This window comes from Cytobacillus sp. T106 (assembly GCF_040492155.1).
Lineage (GTDB): Bacteria > Bacillota > Bacilli > Bacillales > Cytobacillaceae > Bacillus_AB > Bacillus_AB infantis.
Genome location: NZ_JBEUMK010000006.1, coordinates 14,336 through 30,580 on the forward strand (window position 1 = coordinate 14,336; position 16,245 = coordinate 30,580).

General features: G+C 44.2%; 12 protein-coding genes. 11 read left to right on the forward strand and 1 reads right to left on the reverse strand.

Going from position 1 to position 16,245, the window contains the following annotated elements; all coding sequences use genetic code 11:
* The first annotated feature begins 13 nt into the window (after nucleotides 1-13).
* Genes hutU through ABU165_RS12680 form a run of 4 tightly spaced genes read left to right on the forward strand, consistent with a single transcriptional unit; the run spans nucleotide 14 to nucleotide 5,288 of the window.
* The gene (hutU, locus tag ABU165_RS12665) at nucleotides 14-1,690 is read left to right on the forward strand and encodes a urocanate hydratase (RefSeq protein WP_306010263.1); all 1,677 of its coding nucleotides are present in this window, start codon (nucleotides 14-16) and stop codon (nucleotides 1,688-1,690) included.
* A complete protein-coding gene (gene hutI / locus ABU165_RS12670; protein WP_318060403.1) occupies nucleotides 1,687-2,949 on the forward strand; it encodes an imidazolonepropionase in 1,263 nt (420 codons plus the stop codon). Before hutU ends, hutI begins: the two co-directional genes overlap by 4 nt.
* A 1-nt stretch (nucleotide 2,950) precedes the next feature.
* Nucleotides 2,951-3,943 (forward strand): agmatinase family protein, encoded by a 993-nt coding sequence (locus ABU165_RS12675; RefSeq protein ID WP_148949221.1) that lies wholly within the window; start codon nucleotides 2,951-2,953, stop codon nucleotides 3,941-3,943.
* Nucleotides 3,944-3,956: 13 nt separating this feature from the next.
* A complete protein-coding gene (locus ABU165_RS12680) occupies nucleotides 3,957-5,288 on the forward strand; it encodes a YjiH family protein (RefSeq protein WP_318060402.1) in 1,332 nt (443 codons plus the stop codon).
* Between the two features lie 46 nt (nucleotides 5,289-5,334).
* On the opposite strand, the gene ABU165_RS12685 is transcribed toward ABU165_RS12680, so the two are convergent.
* Complete coding sequence (locus ABU165_RS12685) at nucleotides 5,335-6,444, reverse strand: type I phosphomannose isomerase catalytic subunit (RefSeq protein ID WP_306010260.1); 1,110 nt, start codon at nucleotides 6,442-6,444, stop codon at nucleotides 5,335-5,337.
* 217 nt (nucleotides 6,445-6,661) lie between these two features.
* Between ABU165_RS12685 and ABU165_RS12690 the strand changes: the two genes are divergently transcribed.
* The 7 genes from ABU165_RS12690 to ABU165_RS12720 all read left to right on the forward strand — a co-directional run bounded on the left by ABU165_RS12690 (nucleotide 6,662) and on the right by ABU165_RS12720 (nucleotide 16,177).
* A complete protein-coding gene (locus ABU165_RS12690; RefSeq protein WP_318060401.1) occupies nucleotides 6,662-7,957 on the forward strand; it encodes a Gfo/Idh/MocA family protein in 1,296 nt (431 codons plus the stop codon).
* A 221-nt stretch (nucleotides 7,958-8,178) separates the two neighbouring features.
* Nucleotides 8,179-9,120, forward strand: a complete 942-nt coding sequence (locus tag ABU165_RS12695) for a carbohydrate ABC transporter permease (protein WP_306010258.1) — start codon at nucleotides 8,179-8,181, stop codon at nucleotides 9,118-9,120.
* A gap of 5 nt (nucleotides 9,121-9,125) precedes the next feature.
* Nucleotides 9,126-9,962: a carbohydrate ABC transporter permease gene (locus tag ABU165_RS12700; RefSeq protein ID WP_224906332.1), complete on the forward strand. Its 837-nt coding sequence runs from the start codon at nucleotides 9,126-9,128 to the stop codon at nucleotides 9,960-9,962.
* A 41-nt stretch (nucleotides 9,963-10,003) separates the two neighbouring features.
* Complete coding sequence (locus ABU165_RS12705; protein WP_353762663.1) at nucleotides 10,004-11,344, forward strand: ABC transporter substrate-binding protein; 1,341 nt, start codon at nucleotides 10,004-10,006, stop codon at nucleotides 11,342-11,344.
* A gap of 135 nt (nucleotides 11,345-11,479) precedes the next feature.
* Nucleotides 11,480-12,589 (forward strand): glycoside hydrolase family 88/105 protein, encoded by a 1,110-nt coding sequence (locus ABU165_RS12710; protein ID WP_371931636.1) that lies wholly within the window; start codon nucleotides 11,480-11,482, stop codon nucleotides 12,587-12,589.
* Nucleotides 12,590-12,831: 242 nt separating this feature from the next.
* Nucleotides 12,832-14,634, forward strand: coding sequence for a sensor histidine kinase (locus tag ABU165_RS12715; RefSeq protein WP_306010256.1), 1,803 nt, complete (start codon nucleotides 12,832-12,834; stop codon nucleotides 14,632-14,634).
* On the forward strand, nucleotides 14,627-16,177 hold the full coding sequence (locus tag ABU165_RS12720) for a response regulator (RefSeq protein ID WP_318060399.1): 1,551 nt from the start codon (nucleotides 14,627-14,629) through the stop codon (nucleotides 16,175-16,177). Before ABU165_RS12715 ends, ABU165_RS12720 begins: the two co-directional genes overlap by 8 nt.
* Nucleotides 16,178-16,245: the final 68 nt, after the last annotated feature.

Sequence of the window (16,245 nt, forward strand, 5' to 3'; positions counted from 1 at the left end):
GGAGGGAATAGTGATGGAAACAGCTGCTGAGAGAGTGAAAAGATACCGGGGGAACCAACTGAATACAAAAGGCTGGCAGCAGGAAGCTGCCTTGAGGATGCTAATGAATAATCTGGATCCGGATGTAGCAGAAATGCCTGATAAGCTGGTCGTCTACGGGGGGATCGGGAAAGCGGCCAGAAACTGGGAGAGCTTTGATGCTATAGTAGAGACGCTAAAGAAGCTGGAAAATGACGAAACCCTCCTTGTCCAATCAGGCAAACCCGTAGCCGTCTTTAAGTCGCATAGTGATGCTCCGCGTGTATTGATTGCCAATTCTAACCTCGTGCCGGCATATGCCAATTGGGAAACTTTTCATGAGCTTGACCGCAAGGGCCTTATGATGTACGGGCAGATGACCGCCGGAAGCTGGATTTACATTGGTTCCCAGGGAATTGTACAGGGGACATATGAGACTTTTGCCGAGCTGTCAAATCAGCATTTTGGAGGTTCCCTTAAAGGCACTATTACTGTAACAGCAGGCCTCGGGGGCATGGGCGGGGCCCAGCCGCTCGCTGTTACGATGAATGGCGGTGTCTGCATCGGGATAGAAGTGGATGAGACAAGAATTGACCGAAGGATTGAAACAGGCTACACGGATATGAAAACGGATTCATTGGAGGATGCCATTTCCCTGGCTGTGCAGGCAAAGCAGGAAGGAAAAGCACTGTCCATCGGTCTTTTAGGAAATGCTGCTGAAATCCTACCGGAAATGCTGCAAAGGAATTTCATGCCTGACGTCCTGACAGATCAAACTTCTGCCCATGACCCGCTGAATGGCTATATCCCTGCCGGCATGACTATTAGTGAAGCTGAGGAGCTGAGATCAGGGAACCCCGGGGAATATGTCAGAAGGTCAAAATCTTCCATGGCAGATCATGTAAGGGCTATGCTCGATATGATGGAAAATGGCACGATTACTTTTGACTATGGAAACAATATCCGCCAGGTGGCAAAAGATGAAGGGGTGGAAAACGCTTTTGCTTTCCCCGGGTTCGTGCCTGCCTATATCCGGCCGCAGTTTTGTGAAGGAAAAGGACCTTTCAGGTGGGCGGCTCTTTCAGGAGATCCTGAGGATATTTTTAAAACCGACCGGGCTATCCTGAGAGAGTTCAGCGATAATGAGCATTTATGCAATTGGATCAGGATGGCTCAGGAAAAAATCCAGTTTCAGGGGCTCCCATCCCGCATATGCTGGCTTGGCTACGGAGAAAGAGCCAGATTCGGCAAGATTCTTAATGATATGGTCGCGAGCGGGGAACTGAGTGCACCGGTAGTAATCGGCAGGGACCATTTGGATTCAGGTTCGGTCGCTTCTCCGAACCGTGAAACCGAATCCATGCTGGACGGGTCTGATGCTGTTTCAGATTGGCCGATTCTCAATGCGCTCATCAATGCAGTTGGCGGCGCTACTTGGGTCTCCCTTCACCATGGAGGCGGAGTCGGGATGGGCTACTCCCAGCATTCGGGTGTAGTCATAGTTGCAGATGGCACGAAGGAAGCTGAAAAGCGCCTTGAAAGGGTGCTCACTACTGATCCCGGCATGGGAGTTGTCCGTCATGCTGATGCTGGATATGAATTGGCAAAGAAAACTGCGAGAGAAAAAGGTATTAGAATGCCAATGCTTGATAAGGGGAGTGACCAGGCATGAGCAGCAGGATCTTATGGATTAAAAATGCCTCTCAGCTTGCGACTCTCGCCTCAGGCGTGAAAGGTCCGCGCTCAAAAAGTGATATGTCAGAGCTCGGACTGATTGAAAACGGAAGCTTATTGATCAAGGGCAATAATATTTTGGCAGCAGCTTCAGCAGGGGAAATCGAAAAAAAATATGCTGCCATCCTGAAGGATGCAGAGATTATTGACGCTTCCGGCCGGCTTGTCACTCCGGGACTGATCGATCCCCACACTCATGCAGCATATGGCGGCAGCCGGGAACAGGAGTTTGAAATGCGCTTGGAAGGTGCCAGCTATATGGATATCATGAACAGCGGCGGCGGAATCCACGCAACAGCTAGAATGACAAGGGAGGCATCGGAAGAGGAGCTGCTGGAGCAGACTGCTGTCCGCCTTGATTCCTTCCTTGCTCATGGAGTTACAACAGTAGAAGGAAAAAGCGGTTATGGAATGGAGCTGGAAACCGAGCTGAAGCAGCTGCGGACGATGAAAAAACTGAATGAACAGCATCATGTTGATATTGTCCCGACCTTCATGGGGGCACATGCAGTGCCGCCGGAATACAAAGGAAGGGAAGATGAGTTCGTTGATTATATTATTGAAGTGATGCTGCCGGAGGTGTCTGCTGAAAAGCTCGCAGAGTTCAATGATGTATTCTGCGAAGTGGGAGTCTATACTCCTGAACAGGCAGAGCGGATTCTTGAGGCCGGGAAAAAGTTCGGGCTGCTTCCTAAGATACACGCAGATGAGATTGAGTCCTATGGCGGCGCAGAGCTGGCTGCCAAGGTGGGAGCTGTTTCGGCAGAACATCTGCTGAAGGCTTCGGAAGCTGGCATTGAGGCGATGGCAAAGGCAGGTACAATTGCCTGCCTGCTGCCGGCAACGGCTCTTTATTTGCGGGAGGAAGCTGCCAAAGGGCGGATGATGATTGACAGAGGGGTGCCTGTAGCAATCTCAACAGACTGCAATCCTGGTTCATCGCCGACAACATCCATGCCCCTCGTCATGAATCTTGCCTGTATCCTGATGAGGATGACGCCGGCAGAGGCATTGACAGCTGCAACCTATAATGCAGCATGCGCCATCAGGAGAGAAGACCGGATAGGATCATTGGAAGAAGGCAAGCAGGCAGATATTGTCTTGTGGAATGTGAAGGACTACCGGGAACTGCAATATTTGTTCGGGGTCAATCATGTCCATTCCGTCTGGAAAAAAGGCATAAAGGTGGTGGGCTAGGATGGAGACTCGCTGGCTGACGAAACCCGGCTGGTCCTGGAATACGGCTGAAGGCAGCTCCCCTGAATTCGTCCATCAATGGATCCGTCCGCTGGAACAGACAGAAGGGGAACCCAATGTCATCATTTATGGAGCACCCTTATCAAGATCATCCATCAGTGTTTCAGGTGCATCCTTATACCCGGATGAATTCAGGAAAATGTGGAAAGGATACGCAGCCTATAATCTTGATGAAGATATCGATTTGACCTCTTTAACTGCTGCTGATGCAGGAGATGTACTTATGCATACAACTGATATCCCCCTTTCCCATAGCCGTATTCAGGAGACAGCCTGTTCACTGGCAAAAGGCTTCCCTGAATCTGTCAGCTGCCTGATCGGCGGGGACCATTCAGTCACTGCCTGCTCTGTCCGCGGAATTAAGGAAGCTTTTCCTGACGAAAGGATTGGGATCCTTCAGCTGGATACCCATCTGGATGTAAGGGACCCGAAGGAGCTCGGGCCTGCGAATGGCACACCGATCCGCCAGCTTATCGATGGCGGTGCTGTGAAGGGGGAAGATATAGTCAATATCGGACTTCATGGCTATTTCAATGCAAGGCCGCTGGTTCAATATGCAAAAGAACACAAGATCCGGATGGTGACCATGAAGAATGCCCGGAGGCAAGGGCTGATCCAAACAGTGCAGGAGTCTCTGGAAGATTTGGCAGCCAGGACAGACCGTGTTTATGTAACAGTGGATATGGATGTTCTGGACATCTCCGCAGCCCCGGGCGTGCCTGCGTCAACTCCGGGCGGTATGATGCCTGGCGAACTGTTTGATGTCCTGCTCGAAATTGGCAAATGTCCGCATGTTTTGCATATTGACTTTGTCTGTCTTGACCCGACAAAGGATTCCAACGTGTCAGAAACGGTAAAAGCGGGTGTCTATGCCTGGCTGCAATTTATGACCGGCTGCACAATGCGGAAAGAAGGATTGAACATTCACTGTTAAGGGAGCGATTGATATGGAAACCAATCTGCCAAAACAGCCCGGTACAGACATAAGCATCAAAACGCCATTTATGTGGAAATTCTTCGTTTACAGTTTCATAGGCGCGTTCATTTTCTTTGTCCCCATTACAATCGGCGAAAAGAAATCCATCCTGCTTGATCATTTTGTGACCTATATCCAAACGGCAGCGGAACCTGCCATCCCTTTTTATACTCTGTTCATTTTGGCTGCAGGAGCCATATATCCTTTTTGGACAGGGAAATGGAAGAAATCCGCTACAGATATAATTTTTTCTATGTTTAAAGTGGCTGGTCTGCTGACAGGCATAATGATTCTCCTGAATCAGGGTCCAGCCTGGCTGTTTGATCCGGATATGGGGCCGTTTTTATACAACAAGCTTGTAGTTCCCGTCGGACTGCTGGTGCCGATAGGGGCTGTATTCCTTTCTTTGCTGGTAGGCTACGGCCTTTTGGAATTCATCGGGGTCCTTGCAAGGCCAATCATGCGGCCCATTTGGAAAACGCCCGGGCGTTCTGCCATTGATGCTGTCGCTTCTTTTGTGGGCAGCTATTCGGTCGGCCTTTTAATAACCAACCGCATCTATAAAGAAGGCAAGTATAACGGCAAGGAAGCAAGCATCATTGCCACCGGCTTTTCAACTGTTTCTGCCACGTTCATGGTCATTGTGGCAAAGACCCTCGGGCTGATGGAAATGTGGAATCTGTATTTTTGGCTTACTTTCTTCGTAACCTTCCTTGTAACAGCGATTACGGTCAGAATCTGGCCGCTGTCGAAAATTAAAGAAGATTATTACGAAGGATCTGTTCCGCAGCCTGAAAAAAAGGTTCAAGGAAACCTTTTCGCTGCAGCATGGGCGGAGGCCAGGCAGACAGCGGAATATTCACCGCGCCTCTTGGAGAATATATGGGTCAACTTGAAAGATGGGCTGCTAATGGCTATGGCCATCCTGCCATCCATCCTGTCGATCGGACTGCTTGGCCTGGTTTTAGCTGAGTTCACTCCGGTTTTTGACTGGATTGGCTATATCTTTTATCCGTTCACATCCGTTCTGCAGCTGCCGGAGCCAATGCTTGCTGCTAAGGCAAGCGCACTTGGCATAGCAGAAATGTTTCTCCCTGCCTTGCTGGTCACTGAAGCTGCACTGGAACTGAAGGTTGTCATTGCTATTGTCTCTGTATCAGGTATCATCTTTTTTTCGGCGCTTGTGCCTTGTATTGTATCGACGGAAATTCCTCTTTCAATTCCCGTGCTGATCGTCATATGGATTGAAAGGGTGATCTTGACGCTGGTCATTGCTGCACCTTTAGTCTATTTGCTGCTCTAGAATGAGAACAGCACGGCTTCGGCCGTGCTGTTTTTCTATACGCCATTCATACTAACGCCGGACCAAATAATCTCAAGCCTTTTAAGGGAGTTTTCCCGGTAGTTTCAATTGAAAGGGTGACTGCTTTTGCAGGAATAAAAAGCTGATCGCCTTTTTTAACATATTGCTCCATCTCGCTGGCTTTAATGACTGCATTCCCTGACAGAATATATAACCCGAAAAATACGCCGTCTCCCCCTAATGTAACCTCTTTTTCCACTTCAATAAGAGTCATTCGGAAACATGGTGTTTGCTGATAGCCAATTATTTCGGTTTCTTTAAATCCTGCAGTTTGCAATAATACAGCAGGAGGTATTTTCCACTTTTCCAAGGTTTCTTCGCTCGTATAAGTTTCGTACCGGAATATATCAAACATTTTTTCGAATCCCAGTCCCTGGTGAAGCAAGTAGTCCTCCAGCTTTAATCCGGAAGGGGAGGACTTTTCCAGGCGGATTGTATAATCAGTGGGTTCCTGGATTTCAACCAGCAGGCAGCCCGCTCCAATGGCATGGGGGATACCAGCTTCAATCAAGAAGGTATCTCCAGGGCGGACATAATACTTGTGCATGCAATCCAGCATGGCTTCAATATCTTGTTCATTAAATAACTTTTTCCATTGTTCCTTTGTGACACCGGGTTTGAAGCCTAAGTAAACATAAGGAGGCTCCCCGTTGATTTCTCTGCCTCCAATAAAATGCCAGCATTCAGTCTTGCCATAAGCGGAATTAAATAATTGCCGGGCCTTTTCCTTGTCAGGGTGGGCCTGTATGATTAAGCGCTCAGCCGAATCGATTAACTTTACGAGTACACCAGTCTGCTTTCCAAGTTTCTCAACATGCAGTTTGCCTAAAAAGTCGATGGGGTGCTCATCTACCATTTCCTTTAAAGTAATATCTATGCCAGGCAGATCCAGTTTATTTAATCCGTCCGCTTCCCGGCCTTCTGTTCGGCTTGAAACAATTGATATGATCCATTCTTCCGGGAAATGGCTATCTTCTGTATCTTCTTTACCATGAATTTCATCAATTAGTTTTCCGCCCAGGTAGGTTCGCCATGATCGTGCTGGGGAGAGTTTTATGGGAGCTGAACCATTATCAATAATAGAATGTCTATTCAAATATATTCCTCCTTCTTTTTATTATTTGAAAGTCTGTCTTCAATAATAGTAAGTGAATGCGCTTCTATTAATAATTAAAGATTTTAAGATGAATGAGTAAAATTTTAAGAGAATCCTTCAGCCGCCAAATAATTCATTGAGAGGACGCAAAGATTGATTTACACTATCGTTACCAGCCGTATGGCAGTGCTAACAATATGTGGATGGAGGATGAGGAATGAAAAAATATGCTATTTGCGGTGTCAGCAATCGGGCTTTGGAAATGTTTATGCGGCCCATGATGAATGAATTTTCCAAAGAAACCGGGATTGCAGCGATATTGGATTCCGATCCTTATCGCTTTAAGGTCTGCAAAGAGAAATTTCCGATGCTTGAACATGTGCCGACGTATGATCCGGAGCAATTTGAAGAAATGATAGACCAGACAAAGCCTGATTATGTAATTGTCGCAGGCAGGGATGATACGCATGTTGACTACATTTTAAGGTCATTGAAGAAGCAGGTTGATGTCATAACTGAAAAACCGATGGTGACGAATGCGGCAGATGCCTACAAGGTCATGAAAGCTGAAGCGGAAAGCGAAGCTAAAGTGATTGTCACATTCAATTATCGATACAGTCCATTTCACCGGAAGATTAAGGAAATGATACTGGAAAGCAAGGTCGGCCGAATTACTTCTGTGGATTTGAATTGGTATATAGATACATTCCATGGGTCCAGTTATTTCAGAAGATGGAATCGTGACAGGAATTTTTCCGGAGGCTTATCAATCCATAAATCAACGCATCATTTTGATTTGGTGAATTGGTGGCTCGATCAAAAGCCAGAAGAGGTATTTGCATATGGAAGCCTTAATTATTTCGGGCCTGAAGGAGAATTAAATCCGCGAAAAGTACCGAGCCGCTATTGCGGAACATGTGCTGATCAAAGCAGTTGTACCTATTACAGGCGCTGGAATCCCCGCAGCGGAACCAGCACTGTAAAAGACGACCATCTGCTTGCTGGAGTATATGAAGAAGTGCCTTATACTAATTACAGGCCGGATGCCTGTATTTATGATGAAGAAATCAGCATTGAGGATACCTATGTGGCTTCAGTTAGATATGAGGGAGGAAGCTTACTGAGCTATTCTATAAATTTTTCCTCTCCTTATGAGGGTTACCGATTGGCAATCAATGGGACAAAGGGGAGGATAGAAACGGCAGAATATCATGAGCCCTCACGGATTCATTTCAAATATCCAGATCAAACCATTGATTATTTTCCCCTCTTTGGTGCGAAAGAAACAATAGAGGTTGTTAAAAACCCTGGGGGCCACGGCGGCGGCGATCCCATTCTGCTGGAAGATCTTTTCCTTGGCCCTGACCCTGCAAGGAACTATCCGATCCTGGCAGGCTCACAGGCTGGTGCTTATTCAATAGCGGTTGGAGAAGGTGTCTGGCGGTCAGTGCAGGAAAAAAAGCCAATTAATATAAATGGACTCCTATTTTTCAGCGAGCAAGCCATCATCTAATTAATTCTTTAAATCGAACCTGCCTAATCCTGTTAAGGAAAGGGCAGGTTTTTTGCTGGAACATCCAAGCCATTTTATTGGGATAAATTTCTGCTGAATGGTTTCCAATAAAATCGAATTAACTAAAATATCTTAAAATTTCAACTAATCATCTTAAAATCTTTGATTATTTTAGAAAACGTTTTCATTTACAATTAACTCAAGAGAAAGGGGGAAACTAGATGAGTTACTCGCCAGGGGTTCCTGAATCAGTAATCAACAGCAAAAAGGCAGTGGAAAAAAAGAAAATTAAAAAAGAGAAATTAATTCCATATCTGTTTATACTGCCATCTTTTCTTATCATCCTGGGATTTTTGTTTTACCCGATTGCGACTGTGTTCTATTATAGTCTGCAAAACTATGACATTTCAGCACCATATTATAATGGCTTTGCGGGGCTTGATAATTTCAAACACATCTTTACTCAGGACGAATTATTTATCCCCAGCTTAATTAATAGTGTGAAATGGGTTGTTTCTGAGGTCGGCCTGCAATTAATCTTTGGGATGATCCTGGCCCTCCTGCTAAACCAGACCTTCAAGTTCAGAGGCTTCGCCCGGGCAGTTGCTTTCATCCCTTGGGCAATCTCAGGGGTATTGGCATCGGTAATGTGGTCAATGATGTTCAACGAACATATGGGTGTAATTAATGACATGCTTATGAAGGTGGGGATCATTGACGAGCCAAAGGCTTTCTTAGCCAGCACATCCACCGCTTTCGGAGCTGTAGTGATTGCTGAGCTGTGGAGGGGGATTCCTTTCTTCGCGATCACACTTTTAGCTTCTCTGCAGAGTGTACCGGACGAATTATATGAAGCAGCAAGGGTGGACGGAGCAAACCGTTGGAAATCTTTTATCTATGTTACTCTGCCTCAACTGAAAAATACGATAGTGCTGACAACCTTGCTAAGGGTAGTATGGGAATTCAATAACGTTGACCTCCTGTTCAACTTAACGGGCGGCGGTCCTGCACATGCTACAACGACATTGACGATGTATATTGCAGATTTGGCTGTTCACGGAAGCAACTTTGGATATGGTTCGGCATTAACGGTTGTTTCATTTGGGATACTTCTAATCTTTGCCATCCTTTATTTGAGGCTATCCCGTTATGAAAAGGAGTGAGTTGATTGTTTTCAAAAAATAAGAAATTAGACAAAATCCTAACCTTATATCTACCTTTAGCCATGATGCTCAGTTTTACCATCTTTCCAATCTATTGGACAATCAACACTGCATTAAAGCCGGAAGGAGATATAGTAAAGAGGCCATTGCAGTATTTCCCAGCCAACCCGACTGTTGAAAACTTTGTTTATTCATGGACCAATATCGGATTTGCGACCTTTTTCAAGAACAGCTTGATTGTTGGCATCTGCACTGTCATTGTTGTTCTTATATGCTCAACCTTATCTGGATATGCTCTGGCAAGATACCAGTTCAAAGGAAAAAAAGGGTTCTTGCTGATGCTGTTATCCACGCAGTTTATACCAAGGGCCATGATGATTATCCCGTTGTTTGTCATTTTTAAGAATCTGGGATTAATCAGCCATCCGCTCGCTTTGATCATCACATATACGGCAGTAGAAATTCCATTTACGACCATCCTGATGAGCGGATTCATCGCAAATGTACCTAAGGAACTGGAAGAGGCTGCTATGATTGACGGCTGTACAAAATTGCAATCCTTGCGCCATGTAGTTTTTCCGTTATTGCTCCCAGGCATCGTGGCAACAGGCGTTTTTACTTTCATCTATACCTGGAATGAATTTCTGCTTGCGCTGATGCTGACCAATCAGAATTCGAAGTTTACGCTCCCGGTCGGATTAAGTACGATGCTGGGCGAATTCAATGTCAATTACGGGGCTCTGGCAGCCGGAAGTGTAATCGCTTTAATTCCTGCAGTGATATTATTTGCCTACGCACAGAAACACCTTGTCAATGGCATGGGTGGGGCTGTCAAAGGCTGATTAATACAAAAAATATTAGTTTCTAAAAGGGAGGAAATATGATGTTGAAGCAAAAATGGGGGACTTCGGCACTTGCTCTTTCAATGGCTGCCGGATTAGTCCTGACAGGCTGCTCTGGCGGAGATGAGGCTTCATCTGAAGGCAAAGATTCTGGCAGTAAATCCGATGGACCTGTAACTCTCCAATTCTGGGATGAAAACGCAGGACCGGCGCGTACACCTTATTGGGAAGAAGTGATCAAGCGGTTTGAGGAAAAGAATCCTGATATTGATGTTGAATATGTCGGGATACCGAATAAATCAGCAAAATCCAAGTATGATGCAGCGATAGCGGCCGATGATACACCGGACATCGGTTCTGTCCAGACAACCTGGCTGCCGGAGTTCTCAATCCGCGAAGCACTGGCGCCGCTTGATTCTTACTTTGAGTCATCAGATATCAGCGGAAAGCTGAACAGCAATGCAATAGAAGCCAATAAATCCATTACCCAGGATGGGAAACTTTATGGCATACCCTATGCGCAGAACCTAGATGCTCTATGGATCCGTTCAGACTGGTTTAAAGAAGCAGGCGCCGCCGAACCTAAAACATGGGATGATTTCTTTACAACCATTGAAAAGATGACGGATAAAGACAACGGCCGTTATGGCTTTACAATCCGCGGAGGTGCTGGTGCATCCTTTACCATTCAGCGTGCCATGTTTGCCTACAGCGGCCTGGATTACTTTAACGAAGATGGAACAACCAACATCAATGAACCAAAGCACGTAGACTTCGTTGAGAAATATGTTTCTTATTATGATAAATTTACTCCAAAAAGCGATATTACCAACGGATACAAAGAGATGATCGCCGGCTTTGATACTGGTGTTGTCGCGATGGTCCATCACAACCCAGGTTCTTATGGAGAACATAAAAAAGCTCTGGAAGATGGCACATATCAGCTGATCCCGCTTCCAGCCACAGATGATGGCCAATATGTTGCTGAAGGCGGAAATGCAGTTAATCTGGCCATGTTTAAATCATCCGAACATCAGGACGAAGCGTGGAAATTCATTGAGTTTGTCAACTCTGAAGAAGCACAAAGCTACTGGAATGAACAAACTGGCCAAATTCCAACCAATTCAGATGTATTAGATGACCAATGGGTACAGGATGCACAGCATATCAAGGTAGCATTTGACGTCTACAATAATGAGAATACAAAGCTTTATATGCCGCCATTCTATTTGCCGGATTACCGTTCTATACTTGATAACCTGGTAGACCCTGGATTCCAGGCAGTGATGACGGGCGACAAGTCAGCTAAAGATTTCTTGGATGAATGGGCAAAAGCCATTGAAGATTCAAAGAAGAAATATGACGACACTTTTAATAAGTAATCAAATGTATCTTATGCTTGCCGGGTCAATTGGGGTGTTGCTGCTGGTTTTCAATCAGGACAAAGCGGGTGTTTAAGTTATTAGCACCCTTTTTGTTTGATTGCCTCAAATATTACAGGAAAAGGAGACAGAAAAATGGGAAAAACAATTGATAAGATTACAACTGAAACACCATTGATGATGGCAGAAAAGGCTTGCCAGGCACTTATGCAGACATTTCGTGCAGAAGAGCTTCCGCCGGTTGGTGAATTCCATTATCACCAGGGGGTTTTTCTGTATGGCATGTATCGTGTCTATCAAGCAACTGGGAAAAAAGAGTATCTTGAGTATATAAAAGCCTATTTTGATAACTTGATTGATGAATATGGAAATGTCCGCTTTGAAAGGGACCAGCTTGACTCTACAATGGCGGGCATTCTTTTATTCCCGCTGTATGAAGAAACGAAAGATCAAAGGTATATGATTGCAGCGAAGCGTTTAAGAAGCGCGCTGGAGACGATTAACAGGACATCAGAGAATGGATTCTGGCATAAGGAAAAATATCCTTATCAAATGTGGCTGGATGGTCTTTTTATGGGAGGGCCCTTCATGCTGCTTTATGCTGAGCACTTCAATGAGGAAGAATTGATCCAGCATGTCCTGCTTCAGGAAAAGCTGATGAGAAAGCATATGACAGACGAAAAAACAGGTCTGCTTTACCACGCCTGGGATGAGAAAAAAGTCCAGCCATGGGCAGACCCTGAAACAGGCCTTTCACCAGAATTCTGGGGGCGTTCTGTCGGTTGGTATGGCACAGCATTGATCGACCTGCTGGAGATCCTTGGGGATAAGAAGCGGGGCCAGGAAGATTGGATCACTTCTCTTCAAGACTTCATCCCTGCGGTTGTTAATTTCCAGGATGAAAAAACAGGCCTGTGGTATAACATCATTGATAAAGGTGACCTTGAGGATAACTGGCTGGAATCATCATGTTCCTCATTATTCCTGTATTTTATTGCAAAAGGGATTCAGCATAGCTATGTTGATGACACATACCGCGAAAATTGTGATAAGGCATATAAAGGGCTGCTGGAGCATATGGTCGATGAAAAAGAGGAAGCAATTGACTTAAAGGGTATTGTGATCGGGACATCTGCAGGTGTTTATGACTACTATGCAGAACGTCCTACATCGGTCAATGACCTCCATGGGATGGGCGCCTTTATCTTGGGAAGCATGGCATACCATGATTTGCTGAAGGCATAGAAGAAAACTCCGGACATCGTTAAGTGTATGAAATGATAAAGAAATGAACCTTTTCTTAGCCGTAATCATGTGTTATAAGAAAAGGTTTCTTTTTTCAGGGTCTTCTGACTGAGCAGCACGCATTGAAAATAGAAGAATAAATATTTCGAATTAAGAAAAAACTAATTTACCGTTCATAGAATATTAGATATTGTTTAAGCAGGGGATCTAATCTTCTATTTCTTCTAAGGGGAACAAAAAAGATGGCTATGAAAATAAAAAACTTAATTCGCAAATACTTCCTTTTCTCTATAAAATCAACAATCAACACCCTCTATTTACCGATCATTATTATTTTTATATCCGTTTCCGGGCTGGTTTCTTCCTTGCTTGCAACCGCTCAGGTTGAAGAAAATGCATATAAAAATGTCAATGATACTATTTTTCAGACAAAGAATTCATTGGATTATATGCTCACTGATGTGTTTCAGCAGATTGTGGCTGTTTCGAATGATCCAATGGTTTTAAACTTAATTGGAATGGAACAGTCTGACATTAAACCGAAGTATTATGTGGAAATAGATAAAACATTGCAGCTTGTTTATTCCCGCTATAATATCATACTGGAGTCCGTCCTGATCGATCTCAATCAAGGAGAATTTTTGCTGTATCATAGTGATTACACAGCTAACCCAACAGTTTCCTATGATCAGTATTTTAATCATTATAAAGGCAGCAAAGAGGGATTTTACTGGAGGAATATACATCAGGATCAAATTTTTGATACCAATCATGAAGTGATGTCGGTATTCAGGCTCATTGAAAAGGAATACTATTCTGAAAAAGGAATTGTATTATTTAATCTTCGCGATGAATTCTTTGAGCAGGTGCTGAACAAATCACTTATCGGTGATAACGGCTATCTGACACTGATAAGCCCGAACGGCAAATATGAATCCAAAAACGTTAAAACGGAATACAAGCTGGATAACAAAACTCTTCGTTCCCTTCAGCAAACGGAGGAAGAGGACGGGCAGTTTTTTTATAAAAGCGCTTCCGGGGAAGATATGATCGTTATCTATGATACTGTCGAACCGAACAACTGGAAGCTGGCAGCTGTAGTCCCGCAGGATGAAATATTAAACAAGGTGAATTATATAAAGCATTCTACCGTTTTCTTCATCTTATTAATGATAGTCAGTGCTATATTCCTCACCTATCTGGTAGGGAAGTACATCTCAAAGCCTTTTGAGAACATGGCGGAGCAAATGCGGACCGTTAATAAGAAAAGCCTTGATTTTTATCATGAAACATCAGGCCCGGAGGAAATGAAAATTCTTCATACCGGGTTTAAAGAACTGCTCCTGCGAATTCAATCACTGATGGACCAGATCCGCCTGGAGCAGGAAGAGAAACGGCAGCTGGAGTTTGCTATTATGCATGCGCAAATTAATCCTCATTTCCTCTATAACACGCTGTATTCCATTAAGGGATTATGTGATATGGGGCTTAATAAGGATGCAAGCAGCATGGTGAGCGCACTGTCCAGTTTTTTCCGTATTGGGATCAGCAAAGGAAAAGAAATTATTCCTATTAAAGATGAATTAGAGCATATCGAACACTATTTATTCATTCAGGAGATGCGCTACGGTGATGACTTCTCCTACATGATCGATGTAGAAAAAGAAATCCTTTCCTATAATATTGTTAAGCTCTCTTTGCAGCCTCTTATTGAAAATGCCATATATCATGGTGTAAAGCAGAAAAGAGGGCAAGGGGAGATTATAATAAGAGGTTACCAGGATAAAGGGCTCATTCACTTAGAGGTTGCTGATAATGGCAATGGAATCGAAAAAGAAAAACTTCAGGATATTCTTAATGAAATGAAGTCTTCGTTTCAGGAAACCAAGAGCTTTATCGGGATTGGGCTAAAAAGCGTAAATGAACGGATTAAAATCCATTTTGGAAACGAGTATGGGTTAAGCATAGCCAGTGAACCAGGAAGCGGAACAGTGGCGAGCATCATTATTCCCAAGACAAAAGGGGAGTTCAGCGAGAATGTATAAGGTGATTGTTGTTGAAGATGACCGTATTATCCGCAGAGGGATCTGCGAGTCCATTAAATGGGGAGCGCATGGATTCGTGGTTGCAGGGGAAGCAGGAGACGGAGAGACGGCCCTGGGATTAATTGAAAAGGAGCAGCCCCAAGTTGTCATCTCGGATATAAATATGCCCTTTATGGACGGTTTGGAGATGGGGAAGAAAGTCAGGGAAATCAGCCCGGAAACCAGGATCATTTTTCTGACAGGATATGAAGAGTTTAAATATGCTCAGCAGGCCCTTAAAATGAAAGCGTTTGATTATTTGTTAAAGCCGGTAGATTCTGAGCATCTGCTCTTAAAAGCAAAGGAAGCAGCGGCAGACTGGGAACTGGAGGCCAGAAGAGAAATGAAAGTAACAGAGTCTCTCCCCTATCTTCAGCAAAAGTTCTTTCGGGAACTGATGAGAGAGGGTCATCAGCAGGTGGATGTGGAGAAGGAATTGAATGAGCTGGGAGTTGGATTAGAGGGGCCAACCTTCGCTGCTGTTCTCGTTCATTCAACTGCCGGTCTCCATGAGAATACAATGAAAAGACTCAAAGAGGCGGCTTCCTCCCTTTTTACAGCGGGACAAATTATTGTCATGCATATAGATTCCAATGAGTGTGCAGTCCTTTTGTCACTTGATGATGAGAATGACTTAAGAAAAGGAAAGCTGGCCAATTTAATGCTTCATACACTTTATGAGCATGATGGACAGTCTGCAACAATAACGCTCGGAAGAACCTATCAGAATCTGTTTGAACTCGGAAAATCACTGCTGGAATCAAGGCTCGCGATGGATTTAAGGCATATCATGGGGAACGGGAAAGTTTTTTCTTTTGAAGATACCGTTTCAGGCGAGAAAGAAGCAAATGATTCTCTGCAAATGTTAGAGTCAGAATTAGAATGCCAAATCAAGCTCGGTATACCTGAAAAGGTTAGTGAAATCCTCGGCAGATTAAATAAGGCTATATTAGAGAGAAGAGCCCTCCCATTATCTGATTTAAAAGTTCTGGCGCTAAAATTCAGCACTTTGCTGTTCTTTGAATCTGAAAAGTGGAAAAAGGAAGAAAGCATAAGTTTTAATTCTTCAGACGTTTATGAGAGAATTATGGAAATGGAAACGCTAACCGAAATGATGGAGATTCTTCAATCACTGGTTTCACAGTGGGCAGATGCTTTGCATAGAAAACAAGACAAAAATCATTTCAGCCATGTTGACCAGGCGATAATTTACATGAAAGAACATTTTCATGACAGTACCCTGAGCCTGAAAAAAGTGGCTGAGATTATTCATGTCAGCACACCTTATTTAAGCAATTTATTCAAACTTGAAAAAGGGTTCAATTTTGGGGATTACCTGCTGGAACTCAGAATGAATAAAGCAATGGAAGAATTGCGCTTGGGGGATCTGAAAACGTATGAGATTTGTGAGAAGGTCGGCTACAGCAATCCCCAATATTTTAGTGTTTGCTTTAAAAAATATACAGGTTATACTCCTGCCGAATACAAGAAGCAGTTTGAATGAGCGATAATCCTGCCGGGCTGCTTATTAATGCCAATTCTCTGGAGCTCGTATTTTCATATAGTGTCTTC